The 16,975-nt window shown below is 53.3% G+C and carries 16 protein-coding genes; 8 read left to right on the top strand and 8 right to left on the bottom strand.

What is annotated here, in order from left to right; translation table 11 throughout:
• Positions 1-87: 87 nt before the first annotated feature.
• The 4 genes from gyrB to dnaA form a co-directional block, all read right to left on the bottom strand.
• The gene (gyrB, locus tag SAMA_RS00070) at positions 88-2,505 is read right to left on the bottom strand and encodes a DNA topoisomerase (ATP-hydrolyzing) subunit B (RefSeq protein ID WP_011758139.1); all 2,418 of its coding nucleotides are present in this window, start codon (positions 2,503-2,505) and stop codon (positions 88-90) included.
• A gap of 92 nt (positions 2,506-2,597) precedes the next feature.
• Complete coding sequence (recF, locus tag SAMA_RS00065; protein ID WP_011758138.1) at positions 2,598-3,680, bottom strand: DNA replication/repair protein RecF; 1,083 nt, start codon at positions 3,678-3,680, stop codon at positions 2,598-2,600.
• A gap of 27 nt (positions 3,681-3,707) precedes the next feature.
• Positions 3,708-4,808 carry a DNA polymerase III subunit beta gene (gene dnaN / locus SAMA_RS00060; protein ID WP_011758137.1) on the bottom strand — a complete coding sequence of 367 codons (1,101 nt, stop codon included), beginning with the start codon at positions 4,806-4,808 and terminating at the stop codon, positions 3,708-3,710.
• Positions 4,809-4,827: 19 nt separating this feature from the next.
• Positions 4,828-6,201 (bottom strand): chromosomal replication initiator protein DnaA, encoded by a 1,374-nt coding sequence (gene dnaA / locus SAMA_RS00055; protein WP_011758136.1) that lies wholly within the window; start codon positions 6,199-6,201, stop codon positions 4,828-4,830.
• Positions 6,202-6,663: 462 nt separating this feature from the next.
• Between dnaA and rpmH the strand changes: the two genes are divergently transcribed.
• The 5 genes from rpmH (at position 6,664) to mnmE (ending at position 10,474) form a co-directional block, all read left to right on the top strand.
• Positions 6,664-6,801 (top strand): 50S ribosomal protein L34, encoded by a 138-nt coding sequence (gene rpmH, locus SAMA_RS19285; RefSeq protein ID WP_011758135.1) that lies wholly within the window; start codon positions 6,664-6,666, stop codon positions 6,799-6,801.
• 16 nt (positions 6,802-6,817) lie between these two features.
• Positions 6,818-7,174 (top strand): ribonuclease P protein component, encoded by a 357-nt coding sequence (gene rnpA / locus SAMA_RS00050; RefSeq protein WP_011758134.1) that lies wholly within the window; start codon positions 6,818-6,820, stop codon positions 7,172-7,174.
• The gene (gene yidD, locus SAMA_RS19280; RefSeq protein WP_011758133.1) at positions 7,141-7,395 is read left to right on the top strand and encodes a membrane protein insertion efficiency factor YidD; all 255 of its coding nucleotides are present in this window, start codon (positions 7,141-7,143) and stop codon (positions 7,393-7,395) included. The genes rnpA and yidD overlap by 34 nt, the downstream gene beginning before the upstream one ends.
• Positions 7,396-7,399: 4 nt before the next feature.
• Positions 7,400-9,025 (top strand): membrane protein insertase YidC, encoded by a 1,626-nt coding sequence (yidC, locus tag SAMA_RS00045; RefSeq protein ID WP_011758132.1) that lies wholly within the window; start codon positions 7,400-7,402, stop codon positions 9,023-9,025.
• A gap of 87 nt (positions 9,026-9,112) precedes the next feature.
• Complete coding sequence (mnmE, locus tag SAMA_RS00040) at positions 9,113-10,474, top strand: tRNA uridine-5-carboxymethylaminomethyl(34) synthesis GTPase MnmE (protein WP_011758131.1); 1,362 nt, start codon at positions 9,113-9,115, stop codon at positions 10,472-10,474.
• 100 nt (positions 10,475-10,574) lie between these two features.
• On the opposite strand, the gene SAMA_RS00035 is transcribed toward mnmE, so the two are convergent.
• The 3 genes from SAMA_RS00035 to SAMA_RS00025 all read right to left on the bottom strand — a co-directional run bounded on the left by SAMA_RS00035 (position 10,575) and on the right by SAMA_RS00025 (position 13,293).
• Positions 10,575-11,681 (bottom strand): oxidoreductase, encoded by a 1,107-nt coding sequence (locus tag SAMA_RS00035; RefSeq protein WP_011758130.1) that lies wholly within the window; start codon positions 11,679-11,681, stop codon positions 10,575-10,577.
• A gap of 108 nt (positions 11,682-11,789) precedes the next feature.
• The gene (locus tag SAMA_RS00030; RefSeq protein WP_011758129.1) at positions 11,790-12,290 is read right to left on the bottom strand and encodes a hypothetical protein; all 501 of its coding nucleotides are present in this window, start codon (positions 12,288-12,290) and stop codon (positions 11,790-11,792) included.
• A 127-nt stretch (positions 12,291-12,417) separates the two neighbouring features.
• A complete protein-coding gene (locus tag SAMA_RS00025) occupies positions 12,418-13,293 on the bottom strand; it encodes a LysR substrate-binding domain-containing protein (RefSeq protein WP_086015258.1) in 876 nt (291 codons plus the stop codon).
• A gap of 172 nt (positions 13,294-13,465) precedes the next feature.
• On the opposite strand from SAMA_RS00025, the gene SAMA_RS00020 reads away from it, so the two are divergent.
• Together SAMA_RS00020 and fghA are read left to right on the top strand one after the other, a co-directional pair.
• On the top strand, positions 13,466-14,599 hold the full coding sequence (locus tag SAMA_RS00020) for an S-(hydroxymethyl)glutathione dehydrogenase/class III alcohol dehydrogenase (protein WP_011758127.1): 1,134 nt from the start codon (positions 13,466-13,468) through the stop codon (positions 14,597-14,599).
• A gap of 9 nt (positions 14,600-14,608) precedes the next feature.
• Entirely contained in the window at positions 14,609-15,454 is an 846-nt protein-coding gene (gene fghA, locus SAMA_RS00015; RefSeq protein ID WP_011758126.1) for an S-formylglutathione hydrolase, read from the top strand.
• On the opposite strand, the gene SAMA_RS00010 is transcribed toward fghA, so the two are convergent.
• Complete coding sequence (locus tag SAMA_RS00010) at positions 15,405-16,319, bottom strand: endonuclease/exonuclease/phosphatase family protein (RefSeq protein WP_011758125.1); 915 nt, start codon at positions 16,317-16,319, stop codon at positions 15,405-15,407. The two genes, fghA and SAMA_RS00010, sit on opposite strands and share 50 nt — an antisense overlap.
• Positions 16,320-16,465: 146 nt before the next feature.
• Between SAMA_RS00010 and mioC the strand changes: the two genes are divergently transcribed.
• Positions 16,466-16,906 carry an FMN-binding protein MioC gene (gene mioC / locus SAMA_RS00005; protein ID WP_011758124.1) on the top strand — a complete coding sequence of 147 codons (441 nt, stop codon included), beginning with the start codon at positions 16,466-16,468 and terminating at the stop codon, positions 16,904-16,906.
• Positions 16,907-16,975: the final 69 nt, after the last annotated feature.

The following is a 16,975-nucleotide window of genomic DNA, read 5'->3' as shown; positions in this document are numbered from 1 at the left end:
TCCTCTCTTGCACTGTGATAAAAACACCAATGCAAGGAACAAAAAAGGAAAGCCGCAGCTTTCCTTTTTTTCTTCCGAACCGGACGATTACACGTCGAGGTTAGCCACGTTAAGAGCGTTGGCCTCGATAAAGTCACGGCGCGGCTCAACCTGATCACCCATCAAACAGGTAAACAGTTGATCGGCGGCAATGGCGTCTTCAATGGTTACCTGCAGCATACGGCGGCTCTCAGGATCCATGGTGGTTTCCCACAGCTGCTCAGGGTTCATTTCACCCAGACCTTTATAGCGCTGGATGTAGAGGCCACGCTTGGACTCACCCACCAGCCAGTCAAGGGCTTCGATAAAGCTGGTCACCGGCTTCACTTTCTCACCGCGCTGCACGTAACCGCCCTCTTCAATCAGGCCATCGAGTGCGTTGGCCAGAGCGCCCATCTTGCGATAGTCGCTTGACTGGAAGAAGTCGTAGCTGAACAGATACTCATGGTCGATACCGTGGCGACGCAGAGTCACCTTGGGTACGTATACCTGACGCTCAGGGTCGTGCTCGGCCACGGCGTTGTAAAGTACGCCGCTGCTTTCACGCTCAACCAGATCGGCCACAAAGGCATCACACCAGGCCTGTACTTTGGCCTGATCAGCCAGAATGTCGTTGCTCAGCACTGGGTGATACAGCATGCGGTCGGTCAGCACTTCTGGATAACGCAGATCCAGACGGGCGATGATGCCTTCCACTTCGCGGTACTGATTCACCAGCTTTTCCAGTGGCTCGCCGCTCATGCCGGGTGCGCCCTGTGACGGGTGAATAGAAGCGCCGTCGAGAGCACCCGTTGTCAGGAACTCGGTCAGGGCTGGATCGTCTTTCAGGTACTGTTCGTGCTTACCCTTTTTCACCTTGTACAGTGGTGGCTGGGCGATATACACGTAGCCGCGCTCAATCAGCTCAGGCATCTGACGGAAGAAGAAGGTCAGCAGCAGGGTACGAATGTGAGAACCGTCGACGTCAGCATCCGTCATGATGATGATGTAGTGGTAACGGGTCTTGTCCGGGTCGTACTCATCACGGCCGATGCCACAGCCCAAGGCGGTGATAAGGGTCGCCACTTCCTGAGAAGACAGCATCTTGTCGAAGCGGGCTTTTTCTACGTTAAGGATTTTACCCTTCAGTGGCAGAATCGCCTGATTTTTACGGTTTCGGCCTTGTTTAGCAGAGCCACCGGCCGAATCACCCTCCACTATGTAGATTTCGGAGAGTCCGGGATCTTTTTCCTGACAGTCTGCCAGTTTGCCCGGCAGACCACCGAGGTCCAACGCGCCTTTACGGCGGGTCATTTCACGGGCCTTACGGGCCGCTTCACGGGCACGGGCCGCGTCGATGATCTTGCCGACAATCAGCTTGGCATCACCTGGGTTTTCCAGCAGATAATCGCCGAGCTTCTCACCCATGGTCTGCTCAACAGCAGACTTCACTTCACTGGAAACCAGCTTGTCTTTGGTCTGAGAGCTGAACTTGGGATCCGGCACCTTCACCGAAATAACGGCAGTCAAACCTTCACGGGCATCGTCACCGGTGGCGTTGGTTTTGTTCTTCTTGTTGTAACCCTCAGCTTCCATATAGTTGTTGAGGTTACGGGTGAGCGCGCCGCGGAAACCGGCCAGGTGGGTACCACCATCACGCTGGGGAATGTTATTGGTAAAACAGTAGATGTTTTCCTGGAAACCATCGTTCCACTGCATGGCCACTTCCACGGTGATACCGTCTTCGCGCTCCTGGGCGAAGTGGAAGATGTCCTTGTTTACCGGCGTCTTGTTGCGGTTCAGGTACTCAACGAACGCACTGATACCACCTTCATATTTGAAGAATTCATCTTTGTTGTCGCGCTCGTCAACCAGACGAATACCCACACCTGAGTTCAGGAACGACAGCTCGCGAACGCGCTTGGCGAGAATATCGAAATGGAACAGGGTGTCGGAGAAGGTTTCTTCGCTTGGCCAAAAACGTACTTCGGTACCGGTTTTGGTGGCATCACCAACAACCTTGATTGGCGCATCAGGTACACCGTGGGTGTAAAACTGCTCGTGTACCTTGCCGTCACGACGAATGGTCAGCTGCAGCTTCTTGGACAGGGCGTTCACCACAGACACACCCACACCGTGCAAACCACCGGACACCTTATAGGAGTTGTCGTCGAACTTACCACCGGCGTGCAGTACTGTCATGATCACTTCTGCGGCAGACACCCCTTCTTCAGGATGAATGGCTACCGGAATACCACGGCCGTCATCTTTTACCGAGACTGAACCATCCACATGGATGGTGATGGTGATTTCGCTGCAATGCCCAGCCAGGGCTTCGTCGATAGAGTTGTCGACGACCTCAAACACCATGTGATGCAGACCGGTTCCATCGTCGGTGTCACCGATATACATCCCGGGTCTTTTGCGTACTGCATCAAGGCCTTTAAGTACCTTAATACTCGACGAATCGTAAGTATTCTCTGACATATTTCTCTCTCGTCGGTTATGGAAGGGTGCATCTTCCCGTCAACATGCTGGGAGAATTCAGGGGATAACCTCTCCCTGGGCCTGCCCCTTCCTTATTTAGTCTGTGTTACCCGGCCGGCCTGTACATGAAACATCCTGTCGGGGGGCACTGGCAAAGAATCCACAATGGCTGAAGGTTCGATGGCGGTGACAAACAATTGCGCCCCCGTATCTATCAGTTCCTTCAGCAACAGCTGCCTGTGCTTGGCATCCAACTCGGAGGGCAGATCGTCCACCAAATAGATGCTGTGTTTATCGATTTGTTGCTTAAGCAACTTGCCCTGGGCAATGCGCAGGGCACACACCAATAACTTCAATTGTCCACGGGACAGCGCATCCTGTGCGGGCAAATTACCAACCCGCAATCTGAGGTCTGCCTTATGGGGTCCGCTGACCGTATGGCCTATGGCCAAATCCCGCGCATACTGGCTCTGGAGCAACTCGGAAAAGTCGGTCTTGCTGTCCCAGCCGCGGGTGAAAGAAACCCGGATATCCACATCGGGTAAAAACTCCCCGATTATACCCTTAAGCACGCCATTTAACGAGCCTACATAATCGTTTCTTATCGCTGTGACTTCAAGGGCATAGCGAATTAATTCCTTGTCCCAGAAAGCGATGTGTTCGTAACTGGCACCATCTCTAAGCAGCTGATTTCTTTGTTTTAAAATTCTGCGTGTATTCATCCATGCCAGATGGAACTGTTTGGAGGCATGAAAGGCCCCCCAATCGATAAACTGACGCCTGGCCGATGGCCCCTCAAACAGCAGCGAAAAGCTCTCTGGCGTAATCACCTGGATAGGTAAGGCTTCAGCCAATTGCGACAGTCTCTTGACCTTTTCGCCGTCGATTTTGACTTCGGTGTCGCCGCTGCGATGCCGCCGCAGACCGATACGACTGTCACCGGCCTGCCCTTCGGCTACGGCAAACAGCGTCAGGCAGTCGGCATCGTTCTGAATAACCCGCTGAGACAAATGGCTTCTAAACGACCGCCCCATACCCAGAAAGTAAATGGCTTCGAGGATACTGGTTTTTCCGCTGCCGTTGTGGCCATAAATGAGATTCAGCCCGGCGCCTGGGGCAAGCTGGGCTGAATCAATATTGCGAAATGCGTCGATGGAAAGACGGCTGAGGCTCATACCAACAAAGACTCGTCAGTGACGGTCTTAGAGCCTCATAGGCATAACCACGTACATGGAGTCTTCTTCCACGTGGTTTTCAATCAGGGCGCTGGAGTTGCTGTCGATAAGGGTGACACGCACTTCATCGGAACGCAGGCTATTGAGCACATCCAGCAAATAGGAGACGTTAAAGCCGATTTCAAGAGTGGTGGAGTTGTAGTCCACGTCGATGATTTCTTCGGCCTCTTCCTGCTCGGGATTGTTGGCGGTGATTTTAAGCAGGCCATCTTCCAGCAGGATACGCACACCACGGAATTTCTCGTTCGACAGAATCGACGCCCGCAGCAATGCCTGTTTAAGCTGATTACGACTGGCTATGACTATCTTGTCACCGCCCTTTGGCAGCACCCGGCGATAATCAGGGAAGCGGCCGTCCACCAGCTTACTGGTGAACACGGCGGTGGCGGTCGTGGCGCGAATCGCGCTCTCACCGATGGCCAGGGTGATGTCCTGATCTTCCGCGTCGAGCAGGCGCGACAGTTCCACCACCCCCTTGCGGGGCACAATCACCTGCTTCTCAGGCAATGAGGCTTCAATCATGCGATGGCTGAGTGCCAGACGATGGCCATCAGTGGCCACGGCACGCAGTACATTGCCTTCGGTCTCTATCAACAGACCGTTAAGGTAGTAACGCACATCCTGGTTGGCCATGGAAAACTGGGTGGAGTCGATAAGCGACTTTAGGGTGCCCTGCTTGAGGGTAAATTCGATGTCCGGGCGGAACGCCTCAACATTGGGGTATTCTTCGGCTGGCAGGGTCGCCAGGGAGAAACGGCTACGACCACAGCGCAGCAACCATTTGTTTTCCTGCTGCTCGACCTTGATTTCGGTCTGCTCTGGCAGGGACTTGACGATATCCAGTAACTTCTTGGCAGGCACTGTGGTGCGGCCTTCCTGAACATCACCGTGAACCGTGGCTTCACCCACGAGTTCTACTTCCAGGTCGGTGCCGGTCATCTTAAGTGAGTGACCACTTACTTCCACTAAAAGATTCGCCAGAATAGGCAGATTATGCCGTCTTTCCACTGCTCCGCTTACCAGCTGCAACGGCTTTAACAGCGCATCCCTATCAATAGAAAATTTCATCGTGTCCAATCCCTGTCTTTTAGGAAGATAAGGTACGAATCAGGTTGGCGTAATCTTCTTTAATATCGTGGCTCTCTTCGCGCAGCTGGGCGATCTTGCGACAGGCATGCAGCACAGTCGTGTGGTCGCGGCCACCAAAGGCATCGCCAATCTCGGGCAAACTTTGGTTGGTCAGCTCTTTGGAGAGGGCCATGGCCATTTGTCTTGGACGTGCCACACTGCGGGAACGACGCTTGGACAACATGTCAGCCATTTTGATTTTGTAGTATTCGGCCACCGTCTTCTGAATGTTGTCTATAGTGACCAATTTTTCCTGCAGAGCCAAGAGGTCACGCAGTGCTTCACGCACAAAATCGATAGTGATGGGCCGACCGGTGAAATTCGCGTTGGCAATAACCCGGTTCAGAGCGCCTTCGAGCTCACGTACGTTGGAACGCAAGCGCTTGGCAATAAAGAAAGCCACTTCATCGGGCAGGTTGATGCCGCTCTCCTGGGCCTTGCGCATCAAAATCGCCACCCGGGTCTCAAGCTCAGGTGGCTCGATGGCGACTGTCAGGCCCCAACCAAAGCGGGACTTGAGCCTGTCTTCTACCCCATCGATTTCTTTGGGATAGCGATCTGACGTCAGGATGATCTGATGATTGCCTTCCAGCAGCGCGTTGAAGGTGTGGAAAAATTCTTCCTGGGATCGGTCTTTGTTGGCAAAAAATTGAATGTCATCGATAAAGAGCGCATCCACACTGCGGTAATAACGCTTGAACTCTTCAATGGCATTGTTTTGCAGCGCCTTGACCATGTCCTGCACAAAGCGCTCGGAATGCATATACACCACTTTGGCATTGGGATTGTTCTTGATAATGCCATTGCCAACAGCGTGCAGCAGGTGGGTTTTACCCAGACCGGTACCACCATACAAAAACAGTGGGTTATATGCGCCGCCCGGATTTTCAGCCACTTGCAATGCCGCGGCCTTACCCAACTGGTTCGATTTACCTTCTACGAAGTTATCAAACTGGTAGGTGGGGTTGATGTTACTGCGATGATTGCTCACGGCCGGCTCAGGCTGGCTGACGAAGCTGTTGCCTGGCTTTGGCTGAGGCGCGGCAGCTTTAACAGCGGCAGGCGCCGGAGCTTGAGGTTTGGCAGAGGGACGACTGCCGATATCAAAGCGTAGTTTTGGGGCGTTATCCCCCAACTGCTCGGTAAAAAATTGGTTGATGGAATTGATGTACTTGTCGCGTACCCAATCCAACACGAAGCGGTTTGGCGCATAAAGCACCAGGGTGTCACCTTCCATTTCGGCCTGTAACGGTCTGATCCACATGCTGAATTGCTGTGCAGAAAGCTCATCCTGCAGCCTGCCGATACACTGTTGCCAAAGTGAAACCGCCACTTGTTCCATCCCCAAAAAATAACTATCCAAAGGAGGAGTATTCTATCGGGACTCTGGCGGGATCGCTATCCTTAAAATGGAATTATCAACAGGGAGATCTCAAGATCTGAATAACTCTGATCAGTCAAGATCGAAAAGGATCTATTTCACGGCCCAATGGCGGAAATCCTGCTTTATTAAGGGATCCATATTGATCTATAATGCGCGGCTTCTGATCTTGTTATCAGCCCTCGGATCTACCAGATATTGTGTAGATGCACAGAGTTATCCACATTCTGTAGGGTTCTTAACAAGACTAAAGAAGAAAAAATCTGGCTGTAATGTGTCGCTGTAGAGTCGCGCTTCTTGACGGGAGGCGTTTAGGTGATTACAATTCGGCCTCTTTTTTATGCCCTTGTGTCTGATTTCCGATTTTGGGTTTCAGCGTCAAGGAATGTTAACCAGTAAAGACGGATTGCCACCATGAGTAAACGTACTTTTCAACCTAGCAACCTGAAGCGCAAGCGTTCTCACGGCTTCCGCGCTCGCATGGCTACAGCTAACGGCCGCAAGGTACTGGCTCGTCGCCGTGCCAAGGGTCGCGCTCGTCTGTCTGCCTAATCAGGTCGACATCTAGGTGACTAGCTACACCTTTACGCGGGAGTTACGTTTGTTAACTCCCGCGCAATTTCAAGCTGTTTTCACCAATCCTGTCAAAGCATCTTCTGCTGAAATCACTTTGCTTGCTACTCCCAACACTCAGGAACATCCTCGAGTGGGTTTAACCGTGCCCAAAAAGCAGGTTAAACGCGCCCATGACCGCAACCGGGTTAAACGGGTTATTCGGGAAAGCTTCAGAATGCATCAACACGACCTGCCTTCATTGGACATAGTTGTGTTGGTTCGCAAAGGGGTTATGGATTTGGAGAATCCCGAACTTCACAAGCTGGTAGATAAGCTATGGCGCAAACTCAGTCGCCGTTTCAATGGCTAGCCACCAAGCTTATTCGCGGCTACCAAATATTTATCAGCCCAATCCTTGGGCCTAAGTGTCGTTTTCAGCCAACTTGCTCACATTACGCCATTGAAGCCATCCAGCTTCACGGTGTTATAAAAGGCAGTTGGTTTGCAGCCAAACGCATATTAAAATGTCACCCTTTACATCCGGGCGGCAACGATCCCGTCCCTCCGAAAAAAGACAGGTGTAATAAATAAGGCTATGGAATCACAACGCAATCTATTGCTCATCGGCCTGCTGTTTGTCAGCTTTTTGCTTTGGCAACAGTGGGAATCCGACAAGGCGCCCAAGCCAGCCACAGAAGTAACTGCGGCGGCCCAAATCCACGACCAGGCTATCAACAGTGACGTTCCAACAGCCGATGCCGGTGTACCTGCCACAGTGGCAGCAACCCAAAACCTGATCCTCGTTACCACAGATCAACTGGAAATCCAGATTAATCCTGTGGGCGGTGACATAGTGCATGCCGCCCTGCTGACCCATAAGCTGGAACAAAACGAAGAAGCACCTTTTGTTCTGCTGGAGCAGAAAAACAACTTCTCCTACATCGCCCAGAGTGGTCTGATTGGTCGTGATGGTATCGACAGCGCCGCCAGTGGCCGCGCCAAGTTCGCTGCCGCCGCCGACGCCTACACCCTGGCTGACGGCCAGGACACCCTGGAAGTGCCACTGACTCTGACCACAGATGCCGGTGTAACCTTCACCAAGGTGTTCGTGTTCAAGCGTGGTCAGTTTGATGTGGGCGTGGATTACCGCGTTGCCAACAACTCTGCAGCCCCTGTACAGGTGCAGATGTATGGCCAAATCAAGCAAACCATCACTGCCAGCGAAAGCAGCATGATGATGCCCACCTACCGTGGCGCCGCCTTCTCAACCGCCGATGTGCGTTATGAGAAGTACAGCTTCGATGACATGGGTAAAAAAGACCTCGAAGAGCCGACTCTGGGTGGTTGGGTTGCCATGCTGCAACACTACTTCGTGTCTGCCTGGGTTCCCGCTGCAGCTGACAAGAACACCCTGTTCACCTCTGTCAGTGCCGGTGGTCTGGCCAATATCGGCTTCAAGGGCTCGGTTCATGACGTAGCACCCGGTGCCACAGAAACCATTTCCGCCACCTTCTACGTTGGTCCAAAAGATCAGGCTGCTCTGTCTGCTTTGTCTGACACCCTGAACCTGGTAGTGGATTACGGTTTCCTCTGGTGGCTGGCTGTACCAATCCACTGGATCCTGATGTTCTTCCAAAGCCTGGTGCACAACTGGGGTGTGGCCATCATTCTGGTGACCCTGACTGTTCGTGGTCTCTTGTATCCACTGACCAAGGCACAGTATGTGTCCATGGCCAAGATGCGTAACCTGCAGCCTAAATTGCAGGACCTGAAAGACCGCTTTGGTGATGACCGTCAGAAGATGGGTCAGGCCATGATGGAGCTGTACAAGAAGGAAAAGGTTAACCCCATGGGCGGCTGTCTGCCCATCCTGCTGCAGATGCCAATCTTCATCGCCCTGTACTGGGTGCTGCTGGAAAGCGTTGAACTGCGCCACGCGCCATTTATGCTGTGGATCCAGGATTTGTCAGTGCAGGACCCTTACTACGTACTGCCGCTGCTGATGGGCGCTTCCATGTGGGCGATGCAAAAGATGCAGCCAATGGCCCCCAACATGGACCCGATGCAACAAAAAATGCTGCAGTGGATGCCGATGATCTTCACCGTATTCTTCCTGTGGTTCCCAGCAGGTCTGGTACTCTACTGGCTGGTGGGTAACCTGGTTGCCATCACCCAGCAGAAGATTATTTATGCCTCACTGGAGAAAAAAGGCTTAAAATAAGCCCATTTTTCAGGCGAGACACTAAAAAGGCGACCTGAGGTCGCCTTTTTGTTTCTATTTGAAGTACACAATTAAGCGGAAAGACACGTGACGACAGACACCATAGTGGCACAGGCCACCGCGCCCGGTCGGGGCGGCGTAGGCATCATCCGGGTATCCGGTAAGCTGGCAAGCGATGTTGCCCATACCCTGCTGGGACACCTGCCCAAACCCCGCTACGCCGATTTCTGCGACTTCAAAGCGGCCGATGGCAGCGTGATTGACCAGGGTATTGCCCTTTTCTTCAAAGGCCCCAACTCCTTTACCGGCGAAGATGTACTGGAGCTGCAGGGCCACGGCGGCCAGGTGGTGATGGACATGCTCATCCGCGCCGTGCTCAAGGTCAAAGGAGTGCGTATTGCCCGCCCCGGTGAGTTCAGCGAGCAAGCCTTTATGAACGACAAGCTGGATTTGACCCAGGCCGAAGCCATCGCAGACCTGATTGATGCCACCAGCGAACAGGCCGCCAAGAGTGCCCTGCACTCACTGCAAGGCGAGTTCTCCACTCAGGTGCATACCCTGGTGGACAAAATAACTAACCTGCGCCTGTATGTAGAAGCCGCCATCGACTTTCCCGACGAAGAAGTGGATTTCTTAAGTGACGGCAAAATAGCCGCCGCCCTTTACGCCATTATCGACCAACTTGATGAAGTGCAGGCCAGTGCAAAACAGGGCAGCATTATCCGTGAAGGCATGAAAGTGGTGATTGCCGGGCGCCCCAACGCCGGTAAATCCAGCCTGCTCAATGCCCTGGCAGGGAAAGAATCGGCCATTGTGACCGACATAGCCGGCACCACCCGCGACGTACTGCGAGAGCATATTCACCTCGACGGCATGCCGCTGCACATTATTGATACCGCCGGTCTGCGGGACACCACAGACGAAGTGGAGCGTATCGGTATAGAGCGCGCCTGGAGCGAAATAGCCAGCGCCGATCGGGTGCTGTTTATGGTGGATGGCACAGACACTGCCGCCGTTGACCCCCACGAGATATGGCCCGATTTTATCGACCGCCTGCCCAAAGCCATGGGGGTTACCGTGGTCCGTAACAAGGCTGATCTGACCGGTGAACCTTTGGAAGCCACCGAAGAGCAAGGCTACAGCGTGTATCGGATTTCGGCCAAAACCGGCCTGGGTGTGGACGCTCTCAAGCAGCACCTCAAATCCCTGATGGGTTATCAAAGTAACCTCGAAGGCGGCTTTATCGCCCGTCGTCGTCACCTCGAAGCATTGGAGCAGGCATCTGAGCACCTGCAACTGGGCAAGGTACAGCTGGAAGTATATCTGGCAGGTGAGCTGCTGGCAGAAGAGCTGCGGATGGCACAGCAGGCACTGTCTGAAATTACCGGCGAATTTACCTCAGACGACTTGCTGGGCAAGATTTTCAGTTCTTTCTGTATCGGTAAGTAAGCGGCTTTGCAGAGGATAAAACGCGATTGTCGCACAAAGGCAGTCGCGTTTTTTTATGTGATCGCACCCACCAACAAACAGCCTCTGATATATCGGGTTCTCACGTTTTGGGTTTGGAAATTACCACCAATCCTGGAACCGCGCCAAGATAAGTGATTCCCGCTTCATTAAAACCGTGAGCCTGCAACAAGGTATCTGCAAATGGAGGGGTCACCAGCGGTACCCCGTTTGTTACCTTGTAAATCCAATCCGGGTTGCCAAGAGCTGAGGTGCCAATCGCGACCAGATCGGCTCCGGCACTGAGCACCCTTTCTGCCGCTTCGCCATCACGGATGTTACCGGCCATCATCAGCGTGGTTTTCCCGGTGAGGGCATTTATCACTTCGCTGAGCAGCGCCGTATTTTTACCATTGGCGAGCTTAAAACTGTCCCCCATGGAAAAATGCACATAGTCGATATCTTCCGCCGCGAGTAAATTTGCAACTGCAAGTTGATTTTGAAGCTCTATACCGACCACATTGGCGTAATTTTCGGGCGATAACCTCACCCCCACCAAAAACTGACGGGGCAATTGCTGCCGGATACCCCGGATAATCTCAATCAGGATCCGGGTACGGTTTTCAACACTGCCGCCCCAACGGTCGGTACGCCGGTTAAGCACGGGATTTAAAAAGTTGCAGAGCAAATAGTAATGCGCGGCATGCAGCTCAACCCCGTCAAGCCCTGCCCGATACGCCCGCTCAGCTGCGGTAACAAAGGCACCTATAAGTTGTTGAATTGCATCTTCATCAAGTTCTGTCACGCCCAACGGATAACGGCTGTCCGGTGCTTCGGAGCTTGGTCCAACCGGCGCAGTACCGTTCAGCGCAGGCGCGGCACGCACGCCACCGTGGTGAAGTTGTACCAGAGCCAAAGCACCATGGGCCCGGGTCGCCTCGGCAAAACGGCTATATGCTTGTTGCTGCAGGTCTGTCATCAAAGCGGGCTGCCCCTGCCAACAACGACCACCCGGCCACACCTGAGTTGCCGCCGCAATCAGGAGACCAAAACCGCCGTTGGCACAATGCTCAAGCCAATCCAGTTCCGCCGGGCTCGGGTTGCCATGGGAATCGCTCATATTATGAGTCAGCGGAGCAAGCACGGAACGATTCTTCAGCCGCACACCCGCTTTGGCAAATTGAAACCCCGAATTTAACGCCTGACGCATTTGTCTCTCCAGCAAAACAGGTGACACCATAACTCATATCGATTGATTAAATATTATCGGAAGCATTGTGAACAAGCAGCCGCCAGCCCCTTACCGTCTGGCATTAAGCTATTGGGTTACCGGAGTGTTTTGCTCAAACTCATCGCTTTGCTGTGCCAGTAACCGGGCAATACTTTCCAAATGGATAGCCAGCTCCTGCGCCTTTTCCTCGGGGAATTTGCCTGCCAGTGAGGTTGTCAGCTTATGGCGAAGGGCGGTGATCACTGTTTCTCTGTCTATATCGTTCACCTTGGTTTTAAGCTCAGCCGCAGCGCTGGCAATGTCCTGTAGATCAGGCAAAATATTGGCGTTCTTCAGTGGTGTAAGCAGCTCAAGATCTTTGAGATCGGCACTGTCGACTTTACTATCCAGAGTCACCAGCAAACTGTCGACCTTATCCAGAGTCTGCTCGCTGCGCTCAAGAAAGGGCGAAATGGCCGAGTCCTGCACCACCCCGGTCAACTTATCCACGGTCAGGTATAAAAGCGTCGCCACGACAATCAAAGGCATCAGCAAGCCGGTAACCAGCCCAACCCAAAAATTATTCAAACCCGCTGTAAAATTCTTCATCGCAATTCCCTTTATTGAAGTCGCACATTAGCAAAGTGTTCCGCCAAAACGTCTTGCCAGAATCACCGTAGGTTATTCGGCCATTTTCAACAAGTTGAAACGAGCTAGATTGGCGCACCACCTCTAATCAGGCTTTGGGCAACTTGTCTGCCAGCATATTCATCAGATGGCCAATCTTGGGTGACAGCTGCCGATTATGGGGATACAGGCCCCAAATGCCTTCTTTGGGCTCCTGAAATGGTTTGAGCAGCACCAGCAAGCGGCCGTCACGAATGGCTTCATCTACATAATAGCCGGGCAATTGAGCTATCCCCATGCCCGCCAGTGCCGCAGCCAGCAAGGTATTGCCGCTGCTGCAACTGAGCCTCCCCTTCACCTTCAGGCTGCGAAGCTTGCCCTCTTCCTGAAAGCGCCAAAATGGCAGGCTCCCCAGCAAACACTGGTGACGACTGAGCTCTGAAAGCGAATGGGGCGCGCCGTGGCGGCTGACATAATCCGGTGATGCCACCAGATACTGCACCCGCTCGGCCAGCTTTCGCGCCATCATGGAAGAATCCGGCAGCACACCGAGGCGAATCGCCAAATCAAAACCGCCCTGCACCAAATCGAGCTGTTGATTAGTGAGCTCACACTGCACTTCCACCTGGGGAAATTGCTGCATGTACGCGAGCACTATCGGCATCACGTACTGCTCACCGTAGGTAACAGGCGCCGTCATACGGATAAGCCCACGCGGTTCGCTCTTCAGTGACGACACTGCCCGCTCGGCTTCATCCAAGCCATCCAGCACCTGGCGGCAATGGCGGTAAAACAGCTGACCGTCTTCGGTCAGCGACACCTTACGTGTAGTGCGATACAGAAGTTTGCTGCCGAGGCGCTCTTCGAGCTCCCGCACCTGCCGGCTCACCTGCGCCGTACTGATCCCAAGCCGGCCAGCTGCAGCGGTAAAGCTTTGCGCTTCGGCTACGGCAACAAATTCACAAATCCCTTCCCAGCGCATAATTATTTCTATCCAGTAAAAGTTATTTACCAATAGAGCCAATTATCAATTCACAGTAAATAAATACAATCACATTCACACACAAAGCGTCTTTGCCATACCCCGGCATCGGCTTTGTACTATCAATAGTGAACCCGGTCATCTGCAAGGCCGCAAATTCTTGGAAGGAAATCCTATGTCTGCATCCTTTATTAAATCCCGCGCCGCCATTGCCTGGGGCCCGGGCCAGCCCTTATCTGTTGAAGAAGTGGATGTGATGCTGCCCAAGGCAGGCGAAGTGCTGGTGCGTATTGTCGCCACCGGCGTGTGTCACACCGATGCCTTTACCCTGTCGGGCGACGATCCCGAAGGCGTATTCCCGGCCATTTTGGGTCACGAAGGCGGCGGCATTGTCGAAATGGTGGGCGAAGGCGTGACCAGCGTGGCGGTGGGCGACCATGTGATCCCGCTGTACACCGCCGAGTGCGGCAAATGTAAGTTCTGCACCTCGGGCAAGACCAACCTGTGCTCAGCAGTGCGCGCCACCCAGGGCAAGGGCCTGATGCCAGACGGCACCACCCGCTTCTATAAGGATGGCGAGCCAATTTATCACTACATGGGCTGCTCCACCTTCAGCGAATACACAGTGCTGCCGGAAATATCCCTCGCCAAGGTCAACCCCGAAGCGCCACTGGAGGAAGTGTGTCTGCTGGGCTGTGGCGTGACCACAGGTATGGGCGCAGTGCTGAAAACCGCCAAGGTGAAAAAGGGCGATACTGTGGCCATTTTCGGGCTGGGTGGCATTGGTTTATCGGCGGTGATTGGCGCCACCATGGCAGGTGCCAGCCGCATCATAGGTATCGATATCAACGACAGTAAGTTTGAACTGGCCAAAAAACTCGGCGCCACCGACTGCATCAACCCCAAAGACTACGACAAGCCGATTCAGGACGTGATTGTTGAGATGACCGACGGCGGCGTGGACTTCTCGTTTGAGTGCATCGGCAATGTGAATGTGATGCGCAGCGCGCTCGAGTGCTGCCACAAGGGCTGGGGCGAATCAGTGATCATCGGCGTGGCCGGTGCCGGTCAGGAGATTTCCACCCGTCCATTCCAGCTGGTAACCGGCCGGGTATGGCGCGGCAGTGCCTTTGGCGGCGTAAAAGGACGCTCAGAATTGCCTGGTATTGTTGAGCAGTATCTGCGCGGTGAATTTGCCCTGAGTGACTTTATCACCCACACCATGGGACTGGATGCGATTAACGAAGCGTTCGATCTGATGCACGAAGGCAAAAGTATCCGCAGCGTGATCCATTACGATCGTAAATAAGGAGCCGCCATGACGCTGGAATTAGTCAGTGCCAATCGCAGTTTTGATGGCTGGCACAAACAGTACAGTCATCAATCCAGCAGCCTGGATTGCAAGATGCGCTTTGCGATTTTTCTGCCGCCCCAGGCCGAAACCCAAAGCGTACCAGTGCTTTATTGGCTGTCAGGGCTCACCTGCAGCGATGAAAACTTCATGCAGAAGGCAGGCGCTCAGCGCCTGGCCGCGACGCTCGGGCTTGCGATTGTTGCCATGGACACCAGCCCCCGCGGCGAAGGTGTGGCCGACGATCCCGATGGCGCCTGGGACTTTGGCCTGGGGGCGGGCTTTTATCTCAATGCCACTGAAGCGCCCTGGAATAAACACTACCGCATGTACGATTATGTGGTGAAAGAGCTGCCGAAGCTGATTGAAACCAACTTTCCGGTCAGCAGCAAACGCAGCATTGCCGGCCATTCCATGGGCGGCCACGGCGCCCTGACAATAGCGCTGAAAAACCCCGGTCGCTATGCCAGCGTGTCGGCCTTCAGCCCTATTTGTAATCCAAGCCAAAGCCCCTGGGGACAAAAGGCCTTTGGCAATTACCTGGGCAAAGACAGGGAAAGCTGGCGCGAGTATGACAGCTGTGAATTGATTGGCCGCGGCGCCGAACCTATCCCCATGCTGGTGGATCAAGGTGATGCGGACAGCTTTTTAGAGGCAGAGCTCATGCCGCAGCGTCTGCAACATGCCGCAGACAATGCCGACTTTCCGCTGAATCTGCGAATGCAGCCTGGCTACGATCACAGCTACTACTTTATCGCGAGCTTTATCGATGAACACCTGGAGTTTCATCATCACTGGTTGACCCGGAGATAAGTTCAAACTGCACCATAAGGGGCGCATGATCCGACACATTTGTTGTGGGTGATTGCGCCTTTTTCAGATGTAAACCTCGGTAAAATACCCAATCAAGTGGAGTACCAAAGACCCTGATACGCTCATCAGGCTCAAATATTGCGGCCTTAAGCCCGAGTGGCTCGATGAGTTTTTCAAGTTTTTGACTTCTGCGCTCTCCCCAGCTGTTAAAATCCCCCGCCAGGATCACAGGTCCACGATGTTGCATTACCAGGCCCAAAAGCGGCGCCAATTGATCTTCCCACTCCTGCAAATTGGGATCAAAATTGATCCCGTGGAGATTAACCACCAGCAATATTTCACCGTTGCTCAGGGCATAAAGGCCATAAAGCGCCGCTTTGGGAAGTCGGATCCAGGGCTCTACCTTTAACAGGCCGCAACCCTCAAGCGGTGGTCGGCGCGAGGCCAACATCACACCATAATCCAAACCCTGAAAGCGAAAGGCGGGCATCATACTCCAGCTAACCTGATGATTATCAAGCGCTGCTGTGAAATCCGTATTGAGTTCAACCTCCTGGAGTAACAGTAACTGCCAGTGAAGCCCCTGTGTCCACAGCGCTTTAGGCCACTCACCATCACTTTGCTTGTGGATATTCCAAACCAGCAGGGCAATTACGCCACGCTCATCAATAGGGCTGTCATCCAGTGCAGTACCAGAATCCTCGCGGTAAAAACAGCGCCCCTGATGGGTTAACACCATAGCGCTTTCGCCCAAAACCACCCGGGGTACATCCGGGATCTTCACCAGCACTGTCATCAGCAAACCAATTAACAGGGCAATGAGGGCGGCACTCAACCAGACGACTATTTTCTGCTTGTTGGTCATAGCGATGTGTTTGCCCCTTGGCGGTAATCCGGTGACGGCTCCATGCTAGCACAGTACCTAGAGACTTGAGATCCGTTCCACCGCCCCTGGCTTTGGGCTACCATGACGCCAATCTTCAAGCATTTTTCTCTTCAACGGATGTAGCGATGGCAAAAATTGAAATCCTGATTGGCACCACACTGGGTGGCAGTGAATACGTGGCAGATGAATTGGCAGCGGTATTGAGTGATGCAGGACACGAATGTCACTCGCATCTGGATCCATCGCTGGATTCACTGGATACCTCAGCCCTGTGGCTATTGGTATCTGCGACTCATGGCGCAGGCGATCTGCCCGATAATCTGCAGCCATTTGCCAAATCTTTGATGCTGACCATGCCGGATTTGAGCACCGTAAGGTTCGCACTCTGTGCCATTGGCGATTCCAGTTACGATACCTTTTGTGAGGGTCCGGAACAGCTTGTTGAATTATTGAGCGACGCTGGTGCAAAACCTTTTGTGGATAAGATCCGGATCGATGTACAAGCCGATCCCGTGCCCGAAGAACCAGCCATTCAGTGGTTGCAACAATGGATTGGTAAACTCTGAGATCGAACATCCGAGGTTATCCTCAGTCACCCACAACTTAGATCATTCTTATCCACAAATTTTGTTATT

The sequence above is a fragment of the Shewanella amazonensis SB2B genome (assembly GCF_000015245.1).
In the GTDB taxonomy this organism is placed as follows: domain Bacteria; phylum Pseudomonadota; class Gammaproteobacteria; order Enterobacterales; family Shewanellaceae; genus Shewanella; species Shewanella amazonensis.
This window is presented reverse-complemented; position numbering and strand designations above follow the sequence as displayed.

Excerpts from the sequence above, each read along its gene's own strand:
- gyrB (WP_011758139.1), bottom strand. The coding sequence starts at position 2,505 with ATGTCAGAGAATACTTACGATTCGTCGAGTATTAAGGTACTTAAAGGC.
- recF (WP_011758138.1), bottom strand. The coding sequence starts at position 3,680 with ATGAGCCTCAGCCGTCTTTCCATCGACGCATTTCGCAATATTGATTCA.
- dnaN (WP_011758137.1), bottom strand. The coding sequence starts at position 4,808 with ATGAAATTTTCTATTGATAGGGATGCGCTGTTAAAGCCGTTGCAGCTG.
- rpmH (WP_011758135.1), top strand. The coding sequence starts at position 6,664 with ATGAGTAAACGTACTTTTCAACCTAGCAACCTGAAGCGCAAGCGTTCT.
- yidD (WP_011758133.1), top strand. The coding sequence starts at position 7,141 with ATGGCGCAAACTCAGTCGCCGTTTCAATGGCTAGCCACCAAGCTTATT.
- yidC (WP_011758132.1), top strand. The coding sequence starts at position 7,400 with ATGGAATCACAACGCAATCTATTGCTCATCGGCCTGCTGTTTGTCAGC.
- SAMA_RS00035 (WP_011758130.1), bottom strand. The coding sequence starts at position 11,681 with ATGCGTCAGGCGTTAAATTCGGGGTTTCAATTTGCCAAAGCGGGTGTG.
- SAMA_RS00030 (WP_011758129.1), bottom strand. The coding sequence starts at position 12,290 with ATGAAGAATTTTACAGCGGGTTTGAATAATTTTTGGGTTGGGCTGGTT.
- SAMA_RS00020 (WP_011758127.1), top strand. The coding sequence starts at position 13,466 with ATGTCTGCATCCTTTATTAAATCCCGCGCCGCCATTGCCTGGGGCCCG.
- fghA (WP_011758126.1), top strand. The coding sequence starts at position 14,609 with ATGACGCTGGAATTAGTCAGTGCCAATCGCAGTTTTGATGGCTGGCAC.
- SAMA_RS00010 (WP_011758125.1), bottom strand. The coding sequence starts at position 16,319 with ATGACCAACAAGCAGAAAATAGTCGTCTGGTTGAGTGCCGCCCTCATT.
- mioC (WP_011758124.1), top strand. The coding sequence starts at position 16,466 with ATGGCAAAAATTGAAATCCTGATTGGCACCACACTGGGTGGCAGTGAA.